This window comes from Streptomyces sp. NPDC048255, from assembly GCF_040652415.1.
Taxonomy (GTDB): domain Bacteria; phylum Actinomycetota; class Actinomycetes; order Streptomycetales; family Streptomycetaceae; genus Streptomyces.
In genome coordinates, this window is record NZ_JBEZMA010000013.1 from 38,015 (window position 1) to 53,737 (window position 15,723).

Annotated in this window: 13 protein-coding genes and 1 pseudogene; 6 read left to right on the plus strand and 8 right to left on the minus strand. The window is 74.2% G+C overall.

Annotation, left to right across the window (positions count from 1 at the left end; translation table 11 throughout):
* Positions 1–59 precede the first annotated feature (59 nt).
* Positions 60–746 (minus strand): hypothetical protein, encoded by a 687-nt coding sequence (locus AB0D94_RS13565; protein ID WP_362050468.1) that lies wholly within the window; start codon positions 744–746, stop codon positions 60–62.
* A gap of 142 nt (positions 747–888) precedes the next feature.
* Between AB0D94_RS13565 and AB0D94_RS13570 the strand changes: the two genes are divergently transcribed.
* Positions 889–1,584 (plus strand): copper homeostasis protein CutC, encoded by a 696-nt coding sequence (locus AB0D94_RS13570; RefSeq protein WP_362050472.1) that lies wholly within the window; start codon positions 889–891, stop codon positions 1,582–1,584.
* Between the two features lie 565 nt (positions 1,585–2,149).
* On the opposite strand, the gene AB0D94_RS13575 is transcribed toward AB0D94_RS13570, so the two are convergent.
* Positions 2,150–4,240 carry an AAA family ATPase gene (locus AB0D94_RS13575; protein ID WP_362050475.1) on the minus strand — a complete coding sequence of 697 codons (2,091 nt, stop codon included), beginning with the start codon at positions 4,238–4,240 and terminating at the stop codon, positions 2,150–2,152.
* A 371-nt stretch (positions 4,241–4,611) separates the two neighbouring features.
* Between AB0D94_RS13575 and AB0D94_RS13580 the strand changes: the two genes are divergently transcribed.
* On the plus strand, positions 4,612–4,797 hold the full coding sequence (locus AB0D94_RS13580; protein WP_362050478.1) for a hypothetical protein: 186 nt from the start codon (positions 4,612–4,614) through the stop codon (positions 4,795–4,797).
* Between the two features lie 55 nt (positions 4,798–4,852).
* Here the strand turns inward: AB0D94_RS13580 and AB0D94_RS13585 are convergent, their stop codons facing one another.
* Entirely contained in the window at positions 4,853–5,134 is a 282-nt protein-coding gene (locus AB0D94_RS13585; protein WP_361759156.1) for a hypothetical protein, read from the minus strand.
* A 32-nt stretch (positions 5,135–5,166) separates the two neighbouring features.
* Positions 5,167–6,810 carry a DNA repair helicase XPB gene (locus tag AB0D94_RS13590; RefSeq protein WP_362050483.1) on the minus strand — a complete coding sequence of 548 codons (1,644 nt, stop codon included), beginning with the start codon at positions 6,808–6,810 and terminating at the stop codon, positions 5,167–5,169.
* 239 nt (positions 6,811–7,049) lie between these two features.
* Here AB0D94_RS13590 and AB0D94_RS13595 point away from each other — a divergent pair, with 239 nt between their 5' ends.
* From AB0D94_RS13595 to AB0D94_RS13605, 3 genes and pseudogenes are all read left to right on the plus strand, one after another.
* On the plus strand, positions 7,050–7,610 hold the full coding sequence (locus AB0D94_RS13595; protein WP_362050486.1) for a carboxymuconolactone decarboxylase family protein: 561 nt from the start codon (positions 7,050–7,052) through the stop codon (positions 7,608–7,610).
* Positions 7,607–8,458, plus strand: coding sequence for an RNA polymerase sigma-70 factor (locus tag AB0D94_RS13600; RefSeq protein ID WP_362050489.1), 852 nt, complete (start codon positions 7,607–7,609; stop codon positions 8,456–8,458). The genes AB0D94_RS13595 and AB0D94_RS13600 overlap by 4 nt, the downstream gene beginning before the upstream one ends.
* 100 nt (positions 8,459–8,558) lie before the next feature.
* Positions 8,559–8,987, plus strand: a pseudogene (locus AB0D94_RS13605) (GNAT family N-acetyltransferase); the annotation flags it as partial.
* A 494-nt stretch (positions 8,988–9,481) separates the two neighbouring features.
* Here the strand turns inward: AB0D94_RS13605 and AB0D94_RS13610 are convergent.
* On the minus strand, positions 9,482–10,075 hold the full coding sequence (locus AB0D94_RS13610) for a DUF4291 domain-containing protein (protein ID WP_362050492.1): 594 nt from the start codon (positions 10,073–10,075) through the stop codon (positions 9,482–9,484).
* A 171-nt stretch (positions 10,076–10,246) separates the two neighbouring features.
* Positions 10,247–12,619 (minus strand): helicase-associated domain-containing protein, encoded by a 2,373-nt coding sequence (locus tag AB0D94_RS13615; RefSeq protein WP_362050780.1) that lies wholly within the window; start codon positions 12,617–12,619, stop codon positions 10,247–10,249.
* Positions 12,620–12,852: 233 nt separating this feature from the next.
* Here AB0D94_RS13615 and AB0D94_RS13620 point away from each other — a divergent pair, with 233 nt between their 5' ends.
* Complete coding sequence (locus AB0D94_RS13620; protein ID WP_362050495.1) at positions 12,853–13,866, plus strand: hypothetical protein; 1,014 nt, start codon at positions 12,853–12,855, stop codon at positions 13,864–13,866.
* 389 nt (positions 13,867–14,255) lie between these two features.
* Here the strand turns inward: AB0D94_RS13620 and AB0D94_RS13625 are convergent, their stop codons facing one another.
* Positions 14,256–15,116 (minus strand): hypothetical protein, encoded by an 861-nt coding sequence (locus AB0D94_RS13625; protein WP_362050498.1) that lies wholly within the window; start codon positions 15,114–15,116, stop codon positions 14,256–14,258.
* A 9-nt stretch (positions 15,117–15,125) separates the two neighbouring features.
* A complete protein-coding gene (locus tag AB0D94_RS13630; RefSeq protein ID WP_362050501.1) occupies positions 15,126–15,626 on the minus strand; it encodes a SigE family RNA polymerase sigma factor in 501 nt (166 codons plus the stop codon).
* Between the last annotated feature and the right edge of the window lie 97 nt (positions 15,627–15,723).

Sequence of the window (15,723 nt, forward strand, 5' to 3'; positions counted from 1 at the left end):
GGCTTCGGGCATGTCCGTCACCAACCATGGCGAACGCGATCAAATTCCCCGTACGGCTGTTACGTGTGCGACAGGAGTGAGTCGAGTTCCGCGGCGAGGTTGGCGCGGGCCGGGGCCTCCCACTGCGTGACGGCGTACGGGGTGCGGAAGAGGCGCGGCAGGTCGAGAAGCTGGCGCAGTACGGCGGCGCGGCCGGTGCGGAAGGCGTCGTCGGGGACGAAGCCGTACTCGGCGCGGACGGCGGCGGCGTATGCGGCGTAGGCCTCGGGGGCGCCGGCCAGGACCGCCAGGTCGGCGTCGCAGAGCACCTCGCCGTTGGTGTCGCCGGGAGCGGGGTCGTGGGTGACGGTCAGCCGGACCAGCCGGGCCACCTCGGCGGTGCGAGCGGGGTCGACGCCGAGCTCGGGCAGGGCGCGCTCGGCGAGGGCGGCGCTGCGCTCCTCGTTCTCGGAGCGGTCGGGGCGGTAGACGGCGTCGTGGAACCAGGCGGCGAGCCGGACGGCGGCGGGGTCGGCGGCGTACTGCTCCAGCAGGTCGATGCGCAGGAGTACGTCGGTCAGGTGCGCGGTGGTGTGGTAGCGGCGCTGCGGTTCCGCCCAGGCGGTGAGGAGGCGGTCGGCGTAGGGGGCGGGGTCGGGGGTCCCGGGGGTCGTGCTGTGTTCGGTGGTGGCCGTGGCCGCGGCGACGGTGGCCCGCCAACGGGCGTGGAGGGCCTTGGTGTCGGTGTGCGGGGCGCCTGTGTCCATGCGCACATTGTGGGGGTGGCGTGATTGTGCTGGTGGAGCCGGGGCGGAGGCCCGTACCCTGGATATTGGACTAGACCTATTTTCCATACTGGCCATATCGCCGTATGGGCCACATGAGCTGCTTTCCGAAGGATGGGATCGAATGAGCAACCGTGCGCTCCTGGAGGTGATCGCCCTCGACGTGGAGGACGCGGTCGCGGCCCAGGCCGGTGGGGCGGACCGACTCGAACTGGTCACCGACATGGCCGCCGACGGGCTCACCCCGCCGCGCGAGACCTTCGCGGCGATCAGGGCGGCGGTCGACATCCCGCTGCGCGTGATGCTCCGCAAGGCCGACGGCTTCGCGGCCGGTGACGCCGGGCAGCTCGCCGTGCTCCTCGCGGAGGCGCGGGCGCTGCGGGCCGAGGGCGCGGACGAGTTCGTCCTCGGCTTCCTGAACCCGGACGGCAGCCCCGACCTCGAAGCCGTCGAGGCGGTCGTGGCGGAGCTGGACGGCTGCCGGTGGACCTTCCACCGGGCCATCGACCGCGCGGCGGACCGGGACGGCCTGCGCAAGGCGCTCGCGGACCTGCCCGGGCTGGACACGTTCCTGACGGCCGGCTCGGCGGCCGGGGTGGACGAAGGCCTGCCGGTGCTCCTGGCGGAGGCGGCGCGGAGGGGTGAGCCGGGGTACGGGGCGCGGATGCTGGTCGGCGGCGGGCTGACGCTGGGGCACCTGGCGGTGCTGCGCGGGGCGGGCATCGACGCGTTCCACATCGGTGGGGCGGCGCGGCCGGCGGGGTGGGGGCGGCCCGTCTCGGCCGGGGCTGTCGCCGACTGGCGGGCCGCGCTGGCCTGAGCCGGCGGCCGGGCCGGGGTTTGCGCCGCCGCCCCTGTGGCTCCGCCCCAGGCCCCGCGCCTCAAACGCCGGCGGGGCTGGATGTGGCTGGGCCCCGGCCCGGGCCTTACCCGCGGCGCCGCTGCTGGGGCTCCGCCCCAGGCCCCGCGCCTCAAACGCCGGCGGGGCTGGGTATGCGGCGCCGCTGCTGGGGCTCCGCCGCGGACCCCGTGCCTCAAGCGCCGGCGGGGCTGGGTGTGCGGCGCCGCTGCTGGGGCTCCGCCGCGGACCCCGTGCCTCAAGCGCCGGCGGGGCTGGGTGTGCGGCGCCGCTGCTGGGGCTCCGCCCCGGACCCCGCGCCTCAAATGCCGGCGGGGCTGGAATTGGCCCCGGCTCGGGGGGATTTGGCTTGCCGGGGGACGGCGTCGGCAAATACAGCCTCGCCGGCGATTGAGGCGCGGGGGTCCGGGGGCGGAGCCCCCGGCAGCGGTGCCGTAGGGGAGTTTCCGCCCCGGCAGCGGTGCCGCAGGGGCGGGCCCGTCAGGGCGGGCCGGGGCGGAGCCCCGGGGGGCGCTTGCCCCAAGGGTCAGGTCAGGGCCGCGGGGAGGGCGGCCGCGTGGACGAGGGTGAGGCCGGAGACGGCTCGGGTGAGGCAGACGTAGAGCCGGCGCAGGCCGGTGCGTTCGTCCGGTTCGCCGTCGACTACCGCCGCGGGCTCGTCCAGCACCACGTAGTCGTACTCCAGGCCCTTCGCCAGCGACGCCGGCACCAGCGTCAGCCGGGCCTCCGCCGTCGTCTCCTCGCCCGGCGCGAGGTACGGCAGGTCCGCCGCCCGCAGGGCCTCCGCCAGGGTCGGGATACGGGCGTCGGCCGCGATCAGGCCGACCGAGCCCTCGTGGGTCAGGGCCTCGCGGCAGGCCGCGATCACCGCCGCCGTCAGGTCCGCGGTCTGCGCGATCGGCTCGATCCGCAGTGAGCCCGGGGTCTCGCGGACCGAGGACACCGGGGCCAGCCCCGGCGAGATCGACGGCAGCAGGCGGGAGGCGTAGGCGATCACCTCGCGCGGTACGCGGAAGCCCGCCGTCAGCTCCTCCACCACCGCCTGCGGCTTCCCCAGGTGGGTCAGCGCCTCGTCCCAGCTGCGGGTGGCCCACGGGGTCGTGCCCTGCGCCAGGTCGCCCAGTACCGTCGCCGAACCCGTCGTGCAGCGCCGCCCCACCGCCCGGTACTGCATCGGGGACAGGTCCTGGGCCTCGTCGAGGACCACATGGCCGAGGGAGTGGGTGCGTTCCACCAGGTCGGCCGCCTCGTCGACGAGGACCAGGTCCGCCGCCGACCACTTCGCCGACTTCACGCTCCGGAAGGGCTTCGTCCACAGCAGGAGCTTCTGCTCGTCGGCCGTGAGGACGTCCGCCGCGTGCAGCGCGAGGAAGTCGGGGTCCGACAGCAGCCTCAGGACCAGCTTCGCCGGGTCCACCGGCGGCCACATCTCCTTGACGGCCGCCTTCACCGCCGCGCTGCGGGCCACCGCGTCCTGCACCCGGTCGTCCGGCGCCTCGCCCGCCTGCTCCATCCGTACGAGCACCGAGTGCGCGATCCGCTGGGGGAGGGCCTCGCGGGCCGCGCCGTAGCGGATGTCCCGGTCGAGGAGCTGCGTGACGAGCTCCTCCAGCTCGTACGCGGGAACGCGCCAGCGGCGCGAGCCGCGGACCACCATCAGCGCCTCGGTGGGCAGGGTGACGTGCGAGCGGACCGCGCGGCGCAGCACCTCCGCCATCCGGGCGTCGCCCTTGACGACGGCGGTCTCGGCCGTGTCGGAGCCGCGCACCTCCAGGCCCTCGCGGGCGACCAGGTCGTCCACGGTGGCCTGCTGGACCTCCAGCTCGCCCAGGGCGGGCAGGACCTGCTCGATGTAGTGGAGGAAGGAACGGTTCGGCCCGATGACCAGGGTCCCGGTGCGGGCGAGGCGGTCGCGGTGCGCGTAGAGGAGGTAGGCGACGCGGTGCAGGCCGACGGCCGTCTTCCCGGTGCCGGGACCTCCCTGGACGCACACCGAACCGGACAGGCCGGAGCGCACGATCTCGTCCTGCTCCGGCTGGATCGTCGCGACGATGTCCCGCATGGGGCCGACGCGCGGGCGCTCGATCTCCTGCTGGAGCAGCTTGCTGACGGCCGCCGCCTCTGAGGGGTCGGAGAGGTGCTCGTCCTCGTACGCCGTCAGCTCGCCGCCCGTGTAGCCGAAGCGGCGGCGCAGGGCGACGTCCTGCGGGTCGGCCTTGGAGGCCCGGTAGAACGGCTGGGAGACGGGCGCGCGCCAGTCGATGACCATCGGGTCGCCGCCGGCGTCGTGGACGTGCCGGCGGCCGATGTAGAACTGCTCGCCGTCCCCGCCCTCGGCGAGGTCCGCGCCCGGCGCGTGCAGGTAGTTCAGGCGGCCGAAGAAGAGCGGGGTGTGGGTGAGGTCGGCGAGGGCCTTGATGCGGTCGTCGATCTGGGCCTGGAGGACGATCGCGTTGACCCAGTTCGCGGTGACGTCGCGGATGTCGAGGGACTCGACGTCCTCGCGCATGGCGCGGAGCGCGGAGCGGGAAGCGGCGAGGTGCGCGCGCTCGCGGGCGAGCGGGTCCGGGTCGTGGGGCGCGGTGTCGGTGTCGGTGTCGGGGGCGTGCGCGGGCACGGGACTGCCTCCAGCTGCTGGGTGCGAAACAGACGGCCCGCCGGTTGCCGACCGGCGGGCGGCTCTCCCCGGATGTGCGGCGGGAGGCGGCAAGAGCGGAGATTCTAGCCAGCGCGGACGGGCCGCGCGAACGGATTACGGGGCCACGGAAGTCCCTCCGGTACGGGTCCGCCGTACCGGACCACGTCGCAGCCCTCGTCGCAGACCTCGTACCGGACTCCGTACGGGTGGCGGGCGTCTCATACCGGGGAGTGTCAGACCCGGGTAGGGGCCCTAGGGGACGGTATGGGCCGGGAGGAGGACGCCGGGGGCCTCGGGGTTCCGCCCCCAGGGCGATGTGCCGGGCGGGGGCGGAAACGCACCATGGATCCATGAGCACCGCAACCTTCACCCCGATCCAGGGCGGCCGCCCGCGCGGCGCCACCGCTGTCTCCGACTCCCGTTCCCGCACCGGCTTCGGCGGCGTGCTGCGCGCCGCGAAGGTCTTCGCGGCTGCCGCCGTGAGCGTCGTCGTGCTGGGTGAGTACGCCGAGGAGGCGGGCGTCATACGCCGCTGACTTCCCGGTGGGGCCGACACCTCCCCTCGGCGGGATCCGGCGCCCGGCCGCCGCCTCACCCCTCCGGAAGGAGGATGTCCGCGTCGTCGAAGACCCGCAGGACCACGAGCAACAGGCGCCCGCGCGACACCATGTATTCGGCCACGATCTGTGACGTGAGCCGGATCTCGCGGTCCTGCTCGCCTGCTCCTATCGGCCGCGAGAGCTCGGTGTACGGATCACGGGCCAGGATTTCGAGTGCCTTGTCGAAGGAGGCGCGGCGCGCGGGTTCCAGCCGGTCACGATCGCGGCCCGCCGACTCCGTGAAGAGGACCTCGTAGATCTCCTGGTGCGTCATGTGGCCAGCGTAGTCCTCGGCCACCCGGTCCGTCAGTCCGCCGCCAGCAGCTCGTCGGCGTCCATGATCCGGTAGGCGTAGCCCTGTTCGGCCAGGAAGCGCTGGCGGTGCGCGGCGAAGTCCTGGTCGATCGTGTCGCGCGCGACGACCGAGTAGAACCGCGCCTCGTGCCCGTCCGCCTTCGGGCGCAGGACGCGGCCCAGACGCTGTGCCTCCTCCTGGCGGGAGCCGAAGGTGCCGGACACCTGGATGGCGACCGTGGCCTCGGGCAGGTCGATGGAGAAGTTCGCGACCTTCGACACGACCAGCACGCTGATCTCGCCCTCGCGGAAGGCGTTGAAGAGCTTCTCGCGCTGCGCGTTGGAGGTCTCGCCCTTGATGACGGGGGCGTCCAGGTGCTCGCCGAGCTCGTCGAGCTGGTCGATGTACTGGCCGATGACGAGGGTCTGTTCGCCCTGGTGCTTGCGCACCAGCGCCTCCGTGACCTTCCGCTTCGTCGCCGTCGTCGCGCAGAAGCGGTACTTCTCCTCCGTCTCGGCGGTCGCGTACGCGAGGCGCTCCGACTCGGTGAGGTTCACGCGGACCTCCACGCAGTCCGCCGGCGCGATGTAGCCCTGCGCCTCGATCTCCTTCCACGGCGCGTCGAACCGCTTCGGCCCGATGAGGGAGAAGACGTCGGACTCGCGGCCGTCCTCCCGTACGAGGGTCGCGGTGAGGCCGAGGCGGCGGCGGGCCTGGAGGTCGGCGGTGAACTTGAACACCGGCGCGGGCAGCAGGTGCACCTCGTCGTAGAGGATCAGGCCCCAGTCGCGGGAGTCGAAGAGCTCCAGGTGCGGGTAGACACCCTTCCGCTTCGTCGTGAGGACCTGGTACGTGGCGATCGTGACGGGCCGGATCTCCTTGCGGGTGCCGGAGTACTCGCCGATCTCGTCCTCCGTGAGCGAGGTCCGCTTGACCAGCTCGTGCTTCCACTGGCGGGCCGAGACGGTGTTCGTGACGAGGATCAGCGTGGTCGCCTTCGCCATCGCCATGGCCCCGGCGCCCACCAGGGTCTTGCCCGCGCCGCAGGGCAGCACGACCACACCGGAGCCGCCGTGCCAGAAGCCCTCGACGGCCTGCTGCTGGTACGGGCGCAGGGCCCAGCCGTCCTCGACGAGGTCGATCTGGTGCGCCTCGCCGTCCACGTACCCGGCGAGGTCCTCGGCCGGCCAGCCCAGCTTGAGCAGGGTCTGCTTGATCTGCCCGCGCTCGGAGGGGTGCACGGCCACCGTGTCGGGGTCGAGCCGCGCCCCGACGAGCGGGGCGATCCGCTTGGACCGCAGGATCTCCTCCAGCACCGGCCGGTCGGTGCTGGTCAGGACCAGCCCGTGCACGGGGTGCTTGGAGAGGGTGAGGCGGCCGTAGCGCGCCATGGTCTCGGCGACGTCGACGAGCAGCGCGTGCGGGACGGGGTAGCGGGAGTACTCGACGAGCGCGTCGACGACCTGCTCGGCGTCGTGCCCGGCGGCCCGGGCGTTCCACAGGCCGAGCGGGGTGATCCGGTAGGTGTGGATGTGCTCGGGGGCACGCTCCAGCTCGGCGAAGGGCGCGATGGCCCGCCGCGCGGCACCGGCGAGCTCGTGGTCGACCTCGAGCAGGAGGGTTTTGTCGCTCTGGACGATAAGTGGACCATTCACGCGCAGCGCCCCGTTTCACTCAGGTCAAACCTCCAGTGTGCCGTACGCCCGAGTGGCAGGGAACCCGGCGCTCCCTGGGGTCACCCGGGACAGGGGTCCGGACATGCCCCCGGTCAGCTCCTACCGGGTATCGCCCCCTCCGGCTCGGCCCGCCCGGCAACAGGACTCTGATGTCACATTCCCGGCAGCTGTCCTGTCCTACCTCCAGAAGCATCCATCCCGAAGCCCGGAGGCCCGAAATGACCGCCCGCATCTCGCTCACCCCGCCCCGTACCCTGCTGAACCGCATCGGGTCCTGGTACTCCCGGCGGGTGTACGGCCAGGTGCTCGACCCCGGGCTCGCGATCGGCCACAACCAGAAGGTCCTGCTCACCTACGTCAAGCTGGAGCGCTCCGTCGCCAAGTGGAACGCGCTGGAGCCGGCCCTGAGACATCTCGCCGTGATGGCCACTGCCGCCCGGATCAACTGCTCCTGGTGCATGGACTTCGGCCACTGGGAAGGCAGCGAACTCGGCCTGTCGCTCGACAAGATCTCCCGGGTGCCGCAGTGGCGGGACCACCGCGAGGCCTTCACCGAGCTGGAACTCCAGGTCATGGAGTACGCCGAGGCCATGACCGAGACCGAGCCCCGCGTCACCGACGGACTCGCTGAAGCACTGCTCGGGCAGCTGGGCGAGGCTGCCTTCGTGGAACTCACCGCCATGGTCGCCCTGGAGAACTGGCGCTCCCGGATGAACAGCGCCTTCGGCCTGACCAGCCAGGGCTTCTCCGAGACCTGCGCGGTACCGTCGCGCACATGATCGAGATCGCCGTCTTCGAACAGCACCGGTCGATGCTCTTCGGCATCGCCTACCGGATGCTCGGCAGCGTCGCGGACGCCGAGGACCTGGTCCAGGACACCTGGCTCCGCTGCAGCCAGGTGTCCGGCGAGGTCGCCAACCCGCGCGGCTACCTGGCCCGTACGATCACCAACCTCGCGCTCAACCGGCTGAGTTCGGCCGCCGTCACGCGCGAGCAGTACGTCGGCCCCTGGCTGCCCGAGCCGCTGGTCACCGTGCCGGACGCCGCCGGGGACGTGGAGCTGGCCGAGTCGGTGTCGCTCGCCATGCTGGTGGTTCTGGAGAGCCTCTCACCTCTGGAGCGGGCGGTCTTCGTACTCAAGGAGGTCTTCGGCTTCTCGTATCGGGAGATCGCCGAGACGCTCGACCGCACCGAGACCTCGGTACGCCAGGTCGGTTCCCGCGCCAAGTCGCACGTCGAGGCACGCCGGCCGCGCTACGCGACCCCGGCCGAGGTGAGGCGCCAGGTCACCGACGAGTTTCTCGCCGCCTGCCTCGGGGGCGACCTGAACCGCATGCTGGAACTGCTCGCCCCCGACGTCACCGCGTGGAACGACGGCGGCGGAAAGGTCAAGGCAGCCTTGCGCCCGCTGCACGGCGCCGAGAACGTGGCCCGCTTCCTCGCGGCCGTGCTCGCCCAGCCGATGGAGGCCCCGAGCCTCGTGGCCGTCGACGTCAACGGCCGGCCAGGCCTGCTGCTCACCACGGCCGGACGGCCGGACACCGTCGCCTGCGCAGAGGTCGAGAACGGCCGGATCACCGAGATCCGGGTCATCCGCAACCCCGACAAGCTCCGGCACCTGGCCTGACCCGCCGGCGCAGACGCCGTGGGGCGGTGACCGGACCCAAGTGACGTCTACTGCCGGCCGGACGGTTGACGGGGCGGGCCGGGGCGGGTTGCCTGGAGCGATGGTTGATCTTCGTGTCGAACGGGTGGACGGCGAGGCCGGGCAGCGGGACTGGCGGTACGTCCACAACCTGATCATTCCCACGGACCCGCTCTCCGCCGACGAGGTCCGCGAGCGCGCGGGGCGGCACCGGCTGGACGTCGCGTACGTCGGGGACGTGCTGGTGGGCTGCATGACCGTGCGCCCGCCCGTTGACGGGACGCCGGTGGCGACCGTGATCGCGCGCATCCTGCCCGAGCACCGGGAGCGGGGCTTCGGCAGCCTGCTGTACGCGCACGGGCTGGCGCAGGCGCGGGAGCTGGGGGCCGAGCGGATCCGGACGGTGGTGCTGGAGTCCAACGCGCAGGGGCTGCGGTTCGCGCTGGCGCGCGGCTTCACCGAGGTGGAGCGCTATCTGCTGCCCGGGGACAGCGTGCCCTTCATCGACCTCGAGGCCGGCCTGAAACCGGCCGGAGAGGACGGGGAGGACGCGGAGGACGGAGGCGGAGAGCGTTTCGTGCCCGACGGGTTCGAGGTGCCGGCCGGTCTGGCGGGCGACGGCTTCCGGCTGGAGCCGCTCGGGGTCGCGCACAACGAGGGCGACCTCGCCGCCTGGAGCAGCAGCATCGCGCACATCAGGGCCACGCCCGGGTTCGAGACGCAGTGCTGGCCGCCGCCGGAGGGCATGTCCGCCGAGGCGAACCTGGCCGATCTGGAGCAGCACGTCCGGGACTTCACCGGGCGGCGCGGATTCGCGTACGCGGTGCTGGAGGGGGCCGACGAGGTCATCGGCTGCCTGTACGTCTACCCGGGCAAGGAGGACCCGGAGCGGGTCCACGTGAGCTCGTGGGTGCGCGCCGACCGGGCCGCGCTCGACGCCCCGCTGCACGCCGCGGTCACCCGCTGGCTCGCCGAGGCGTGGCCCTTCGAGGCCGGGCGGATCGACTACGCCCCGAGGTGAGCCAAGGGGCCTGCCGGGTACGGGGTTTCCACGGGCAGCAGGGCGCGCGCGGCCCCGGCCTCGCCGCGGCGGAGCAGCCCGTGGATCTCCCGGACCAGCGGGGTGACGTCGCGGATGGAGACGGTCCACTCGTCGGCGTACGCCCCTGAGTCCGGGCCGGACAGGCCCAGCTGGAGCGAGCGGTACGGCAGCGGGTTCAGGTGCAGGTCGCGCTCCGGGTCCCACTGGACGCGGGCCGAGCTCTCGCGCAGCGCCCGCTGCCAGGCCGTGCGGTCCGGGTGGACGCCGCGGGCGTAGTGGGAGAGGCAGGCCCCGCGCAGGGCCGCGTCGAAGCCCTCGCGGGTGATCTCGACCGCGAGCACCGTCTCCTGGCCGGTCTTGGTGGCCCAGCCGCAGCGGTACATCATCCACAGGAACGAGGGCTTGATCCACGTCATCCGCTCGCGCTTCCAGGCGGGCGGGAACCGGCCGGTGCCGGCGGCCGGCAGCCCGAGCGAGGGGGAGTACGCCTGGTAGACGGTGAGCGTGGTTTCGGTGTGCGTGGCGCGGATCTGGCGGGTGGGTGGCTGTTCTTGCATGGGCCAAGGGTCGGGGGCGGAGGGTCGGGCCCGCCAGCGGTTTTCCTGGCGGGTGCGGCGCCGTTGCCGGGGCGCTGCCCCGGACCCCGCTCCTCAAACGCCGGAGGGGCTGGATTTTGCGGCGGGGCTGGATTTTGCGGCGGCGCTGGAATTGGCTCGGGGCTGGAGTCGTCAGAGGTGTTCGTCCGCCAGTTCGGCGACTCCCGTGATGCGGTGCAGGGCGTACGTGCGGACCTCGTCCGCCGTGTGGTCGTAGCCGGTGACGAAGCCGCCCTCGACGCGGACCGGGGCGATGACGCGCTGGCTCGCCGCGCCCTCCGCGTTGACGTAGCCGATCCACACCGCCGACCCGGTCAGCGCGGCCGCCTGCACCGTCGCCAGGGTCTCCGCCGCGCTCGTGCGCGGGAGTTCGCCCGGCGCGCCCGTCGCCGCCGCGGGCTCCTTGCGGACCGCCGTCGCCGCCAGGTCGCCCGCGCGGATGGCCCGTACGGCCGCCGCCAGCAGCGTCGCGTCCGGGACCGGCGGGCCGTCCGGGACCGGGGCGGGCGCGGTGCGGGCCGGAGTGCGGTGGGCGTCGGCGCGGGACACCAGGACGTCGCCGGTACGGGACTCCGCGGCTGGCGCGTACCCCATCGCCCGCAACCCGTCGAGCAGGACGGTGGGTTCGGCCTGCGCGGCCAGCACCGTCGGCGCGAGGCGGCGCAGCCCCAGCCCGGCCGAGCGCTTGTCGGCCAGGATCTCGCCCAGCATCGCGTCGTCGTCGCAGCGGACGTACGAGGACGCCGCGCCGACCCGCAGGTGCCCGTGGCGCCGGGCCACGTCGTCGATGAGGTACGTGAGGGGCTGCGGGACCGGGGTGCGGCTGTGCTCCTTGAGGAAGGCGTGCAGGTCGGCGGCGGCGTGCCCGGCGTCCAGGGCGCGGCGCACCGACCCGGGCGTGAAGCGGTACACCGTCGCCCCGCCCTTGGACTCCACGTCGGCCAGCACCGCCAGGGTGTCGCCGAGCGGGCGGCGCAGCGGGCCGGGGGCCACGGCCGTCAGGTCGGCCTGGAGCAGCACGTGGTCCACCGGCTCCGGGAGCAGCGGGGCCAGCAGCGGCGCCGGGTCGCGGTGTTCCAGCAGGGCCCGGCCGAAGGCGCTGAGCGCGCCGCGGCCGGTGACGCCGAGGACCTCCGCCTCGGCCAGGGTCCACTGCGCGAGGCGGGCGCGCAGGTCGCTCGTACCGCGTACGGGACGCTCCCAGGCGAGCCGCTCCAGCAGCACGTCCGGGTCGGCGGAGGCGCCCTCGGGCAGGGCGGCGAGGAGTTCCAGGACGCGGCGGCGCACCTCGGGGGCGGCGGAGCGGTCGAGGTCGGCGCCGAGCGTGGACAGGGTGCGGCCCTTGGCGTCCTGCTCGCCGACCAGGCCGGCCGTGCGGGTGGCGGGCAGCCAGGCCGCGGCGAGCGCCGACCACCGTTCGGGGGGCGGCAGCTCGCACCAGTCGTCGAAGGCGGGGGTGGGCGCGTACCGCTCGTCGGCCTCGCCGTCGCTGGCCAGCAGCCCGGCCGCGTAGGCGAGTTCGATCCAGAAGGAGGCTGAGGCCTCGGTGGTGTCCAGGGTGGCGGCCGCCCGCTTCAGATCCCGTACGGAGAGCCCGCCCGCCCGCAGCACCGGCGGACCGGCGTGCTCCCAGGACTTCACCAGCTCCTCGACGGTGGACAGCGCGGCCAGCGCCTGCCCGGCGGCGTTCGCGTCCACAAGCTGTGGACGGTGCTCGCGGTGCGCGGTCACCGGCGGGGGCAGCGGCGCGGTGTCCCGGTGCGCGAGGCCGCCGCGCAGGTGCAGTGCCACCTCGCGGGGCAGGACGACCGTCCGCGCGGTGGCGGGCAGCAGCAGGCCCCGGTCGCGCAGCCAGCGCACCGGAGGCGTCGGATGCGGGGTGACCTCCCCGTACGGCGGCCCCCACACGAGCCGCCCCAGCACCTGGTGGGCCTCCGCCGGGGCCTCGTCGAGCAGGGCGGACATCCGGTCCGGGTCGGTGAACAGGGCGGTCAGCGCGCTCACCGCGGACACCGGGTCATGGGTGGCGGGCAGCCCGGCGGCCAGCACGATCTCCTGGATCCGGGTCGGCGACATCCCGGCCGTGGCCTCGGCGACGGTGGGCCCCAGCCCGGTCGGGGAGGGGCGCTGCGCCGAGGGCGCGAGCAGCTCGCGGGCGGTGCGGACCAGCCGCAGCCGGTCCCCGTCGCCCCACACGAGGGCCTGGTCGCGCAGGGTCCCCAGGGCGCGGGGGAGCGCGGCGCGGGCCGGGCCGCCGCCGGTGTCCTCGCCGAGGTGGCCGGTGAGCAGCGCCTCCAGCACGGGGTACGGGCACGGTTCGGGAGCCACCGCCAGGGCCTCGGCGGTCTGCAACGCGAACCGGTCGAGGCGGTCCAGTGCCCGGACGACCGAGGCGCGGGTCCCGGCGCGGGTGGCCAGCTGGGTCATGTCGCCCGGTACCGGGCTGATCAGGTCGGGGCGGGCCCGCAGCAGGGCGGCGAGGCCCGCGTCGTCGCGGGAGCGCAGGGCCTCGGCGAGGGAACGGTGGGCGCCTGCGCCCGTGGCACCGGCCGTACTTCGGCCCGTACCCGCCCCCGCACTTCCCGCAGCAGTGCTTGCCTCAGGCACAGTCGCCTCCTGGTCGCGTCGGCCGGTCAGTCGGCCGGTCCCCATCCGGCCAACGGTATCCGCTGAGCCCGGGACCGCTCCACGGGCGCACGCGCTACGGTTCCGGCAGGCGGTACGGGAGGAGCCGGGGCATGGGGATCGAGAGCGACCACCTGGTCTACGAATATCTGAGCCGCGTCGGGGACTTGGCGCAGCGGCGGCAGCTGTCCTCGGGCGACCGGATGCGGCTGGTGGCGGGGCTGCGGGACGAGATCGACCGTCGGCGCGCCAAGTACGAACCAGAGACCCCGGCCGCCGTACGCCGCATCCTGGACCGGATCGGCACCCCCGAGGAGGTACTGGACACCCTCGCGGCCACCGGAACCCCTTCGGCGGCGGCCCCCGATCCCGGCCCCGCCCCGGCCGTGCCCACCCAGCGCGGGCCGGGCCGCCTGCGCCGCCGGAGCACGCCCGAGCCGCGTCCGGCGGCGGAGCCGGTGAACGTGCCGCCGCACCTGGCCGGGCTCGACGAACTCGGCCCCTCCGGCGGGGCCGAACCCGACTGGTGGCGCGTCGCCCCCGGGCCGTACGGGGCGGGGCCGCAGGTGGAGGGCTTCGCGGGCGGCATCGAGATCCCGGACCTGTACGAGGAGGGGCGGGAGAAGGAGAAGGCGGAGGACCCGGGGCCGGGGGCTCCGGCTTCCGATCCGGCTTCCGCCGGGGAGCGCGGGCGGACCCTCGTACGGTTCCTGCGCGAGCGTCGGCGGGCGAGGCAGGAAGCGCAGGAGGCGAAGCCCGCGCCGGAGGCGGCCGCTGCGGCCGCTGCGGCCAGGCCCCGGCCGAACGCCTTCCTGCTCCTCGCAGCGGCCGTCCTCGTCGTCGGCGTGATCAGCGGCTACTGGCTGCTCCTCGTCGTCGGCTGGCTGCTCCCCTACGCCTCGCGCCTGCTGGCCCCGGCCGAGCGGAAGTGGGCCGTCTTCGGGCCGCCGGGCGTGGTCGTCGCGGGGGCGGTGGTGTGGCTGTGGGGCCGGATGAACGGCAAATGGGGCGAGACCCTGGCCGAGGACCAGCTCAGCGGGGCGCTGACGGGGATGTGGCCGTGGCTGCTGCGGGGCGCGGCCCTTGCCTCTGCGGCGTACCTGGTGTGGCGGGCCCGCCGCCGCTGACCTCCGGTCCGGCCGGCCCCTCCCCACGTGCGGGCCGGCCTCCCGGGGCGCCGCCGCTGACCTCCGGTCCGGCCGACTCTCCCCGCCTGCGGGTCGGCTCCCGGGGCGCTGCCCCGGACCCCGCGCCTCAATCGCCGGCGGGGCTCAAGTGCCCTGGGGCGCTGCCCCGGACCCCGCGCCTCAATCGCCGGCGGGGCTCAAGTGCCCTGGGGCTCCGCCCCAGACCCCGCGCCTCAATCGCCGGCGGGGCTCAAGTGCCCTGGGGCTCCGCCCCGGACCCCGCGCCTCAATCGCCGGCGGGGCTGGAGGGTGCGGCGGGGCTGGAGGGTGCGGCGAGGCTGGAGGGTGCGGCGGGTTTGGAGGGTGCGGCGGGGCTGGAAGATCGTGCGTCAGCCGCCGTGGATGATGGTCTGCTTCCCCTCCATCGGGTTGCTGTCGGCCGTTTTGACCAGGCCCAGGAAGGCGGGGGACTTGGCGACCTCCAGGAGTTGGTCCTTCGTGACGGGTGCCGGGACCGTGGTGCCGGACTCGGGGCGGATGGACAGCAGGACGTTGCTGGCGCCGTAGCGGAAGGAGACCTGGGCCACGGTGGCCGTGCCGTCGCCCTCGGGGCTGGTGGCCGCGGTGGCCTCGATGCCGCCGGGCAGGGTGGCCTTCTTGCAGGTATGCCCCTTGATCTCGAGGCAGGGCCGCGGGCCGTCACCCGGCCCTCTCGTGGGGCGGACCGAGAAGATGACGACGAACTTGGCGCCGTCCTTCGTGGCCTGGTACTGGCTCACCGTGAGGTCGGTCCGCTGCACGGTGCCGACCGACTCGGGCAGCAGGTCCTGGAGCACGGTGACGGCCTGGTCCTGGAAGCTCTCCTGCCGGATCCGCTCGGCGGGCGGCAGCTGGGCCATCGAGGACTCGCCCGGGCTCGGTTCGATGTGGACCGGCGGCGGCGGGCCGGAGGACGACGGCGCGGGCTGCGCGGGCGCCGAGGCCGAGGGCGCGGCCGCCACCTCGCTCACCCCGGAGGCCTCCCCGGAGCCGGCCGGCAGCGCGGCGGCCCCGGCCACGCCGAGCACGGCGACGGCCAGCACCCCGCCGCCGATCGCCGCCCGCAGGCGCGCCCGGCGGCGCCGGCCCTGGACGCGGGCCGGGCCCGCCAGGTCGGGCAGCGGGGGCAGTTCCTCGGTCGTACGGTCCATCGCCTCCCGGAGGAGCCGGGCGGCCCTGTCGTCGTCCGTGGGGTGTTCGTTGGTGCCCATGACGTCTCCTCAGCTCTCGGTGGCGTAGATGTGGGCCTCGCCGAGCTGCGTGCGCAGCTTCGCGAGGGCGCGCGAGCACTGGCTCTTGACCGTTCCCTCGCTGCACCGCAGCAGTTGGGCGACCGTCTCGGTGCTCAGGTCCTCCCAGTAGCGCAGGACGACCATGGCCCGGGCCCGCGGCGGCAGCGCGGCCAGTGCGGCGAGCAGGGTGACGCGCAGCTCGGCGTGCTCGGGCCCGGGCGGCGGGTCGGCGTGCGTGTGGGCCAGCAGGTCCCGCAGCCGTCGTCTTCGCTCGGCGAGGAAGGTGCGGGTCAGCACGGTCCTGGCGTACGCCTCGGGATGGTCGGCGGCGGACACCCGCCGCCAGTGCTGGAACAGCTTCGCGAGGGTCGTCTGGGTCAGATCGCGTGCGCCGTCCGCGTTCCCGCACAGCAGGTACGCGGTCCGGTACAGCCGGCGCTGACTGGCCCGGGCAAAGGCCTCGAAGTCGTGCTCGGTGCCTGGCGGCATCCGCCCTCCCCTTCAATTCGTGTCTCTCGTCCCTGTCCTGAGCGCTGCCGCACGGAAAAGGTTGAGCACGAATGCGAAGGTCTCACCCTGTGGTCAC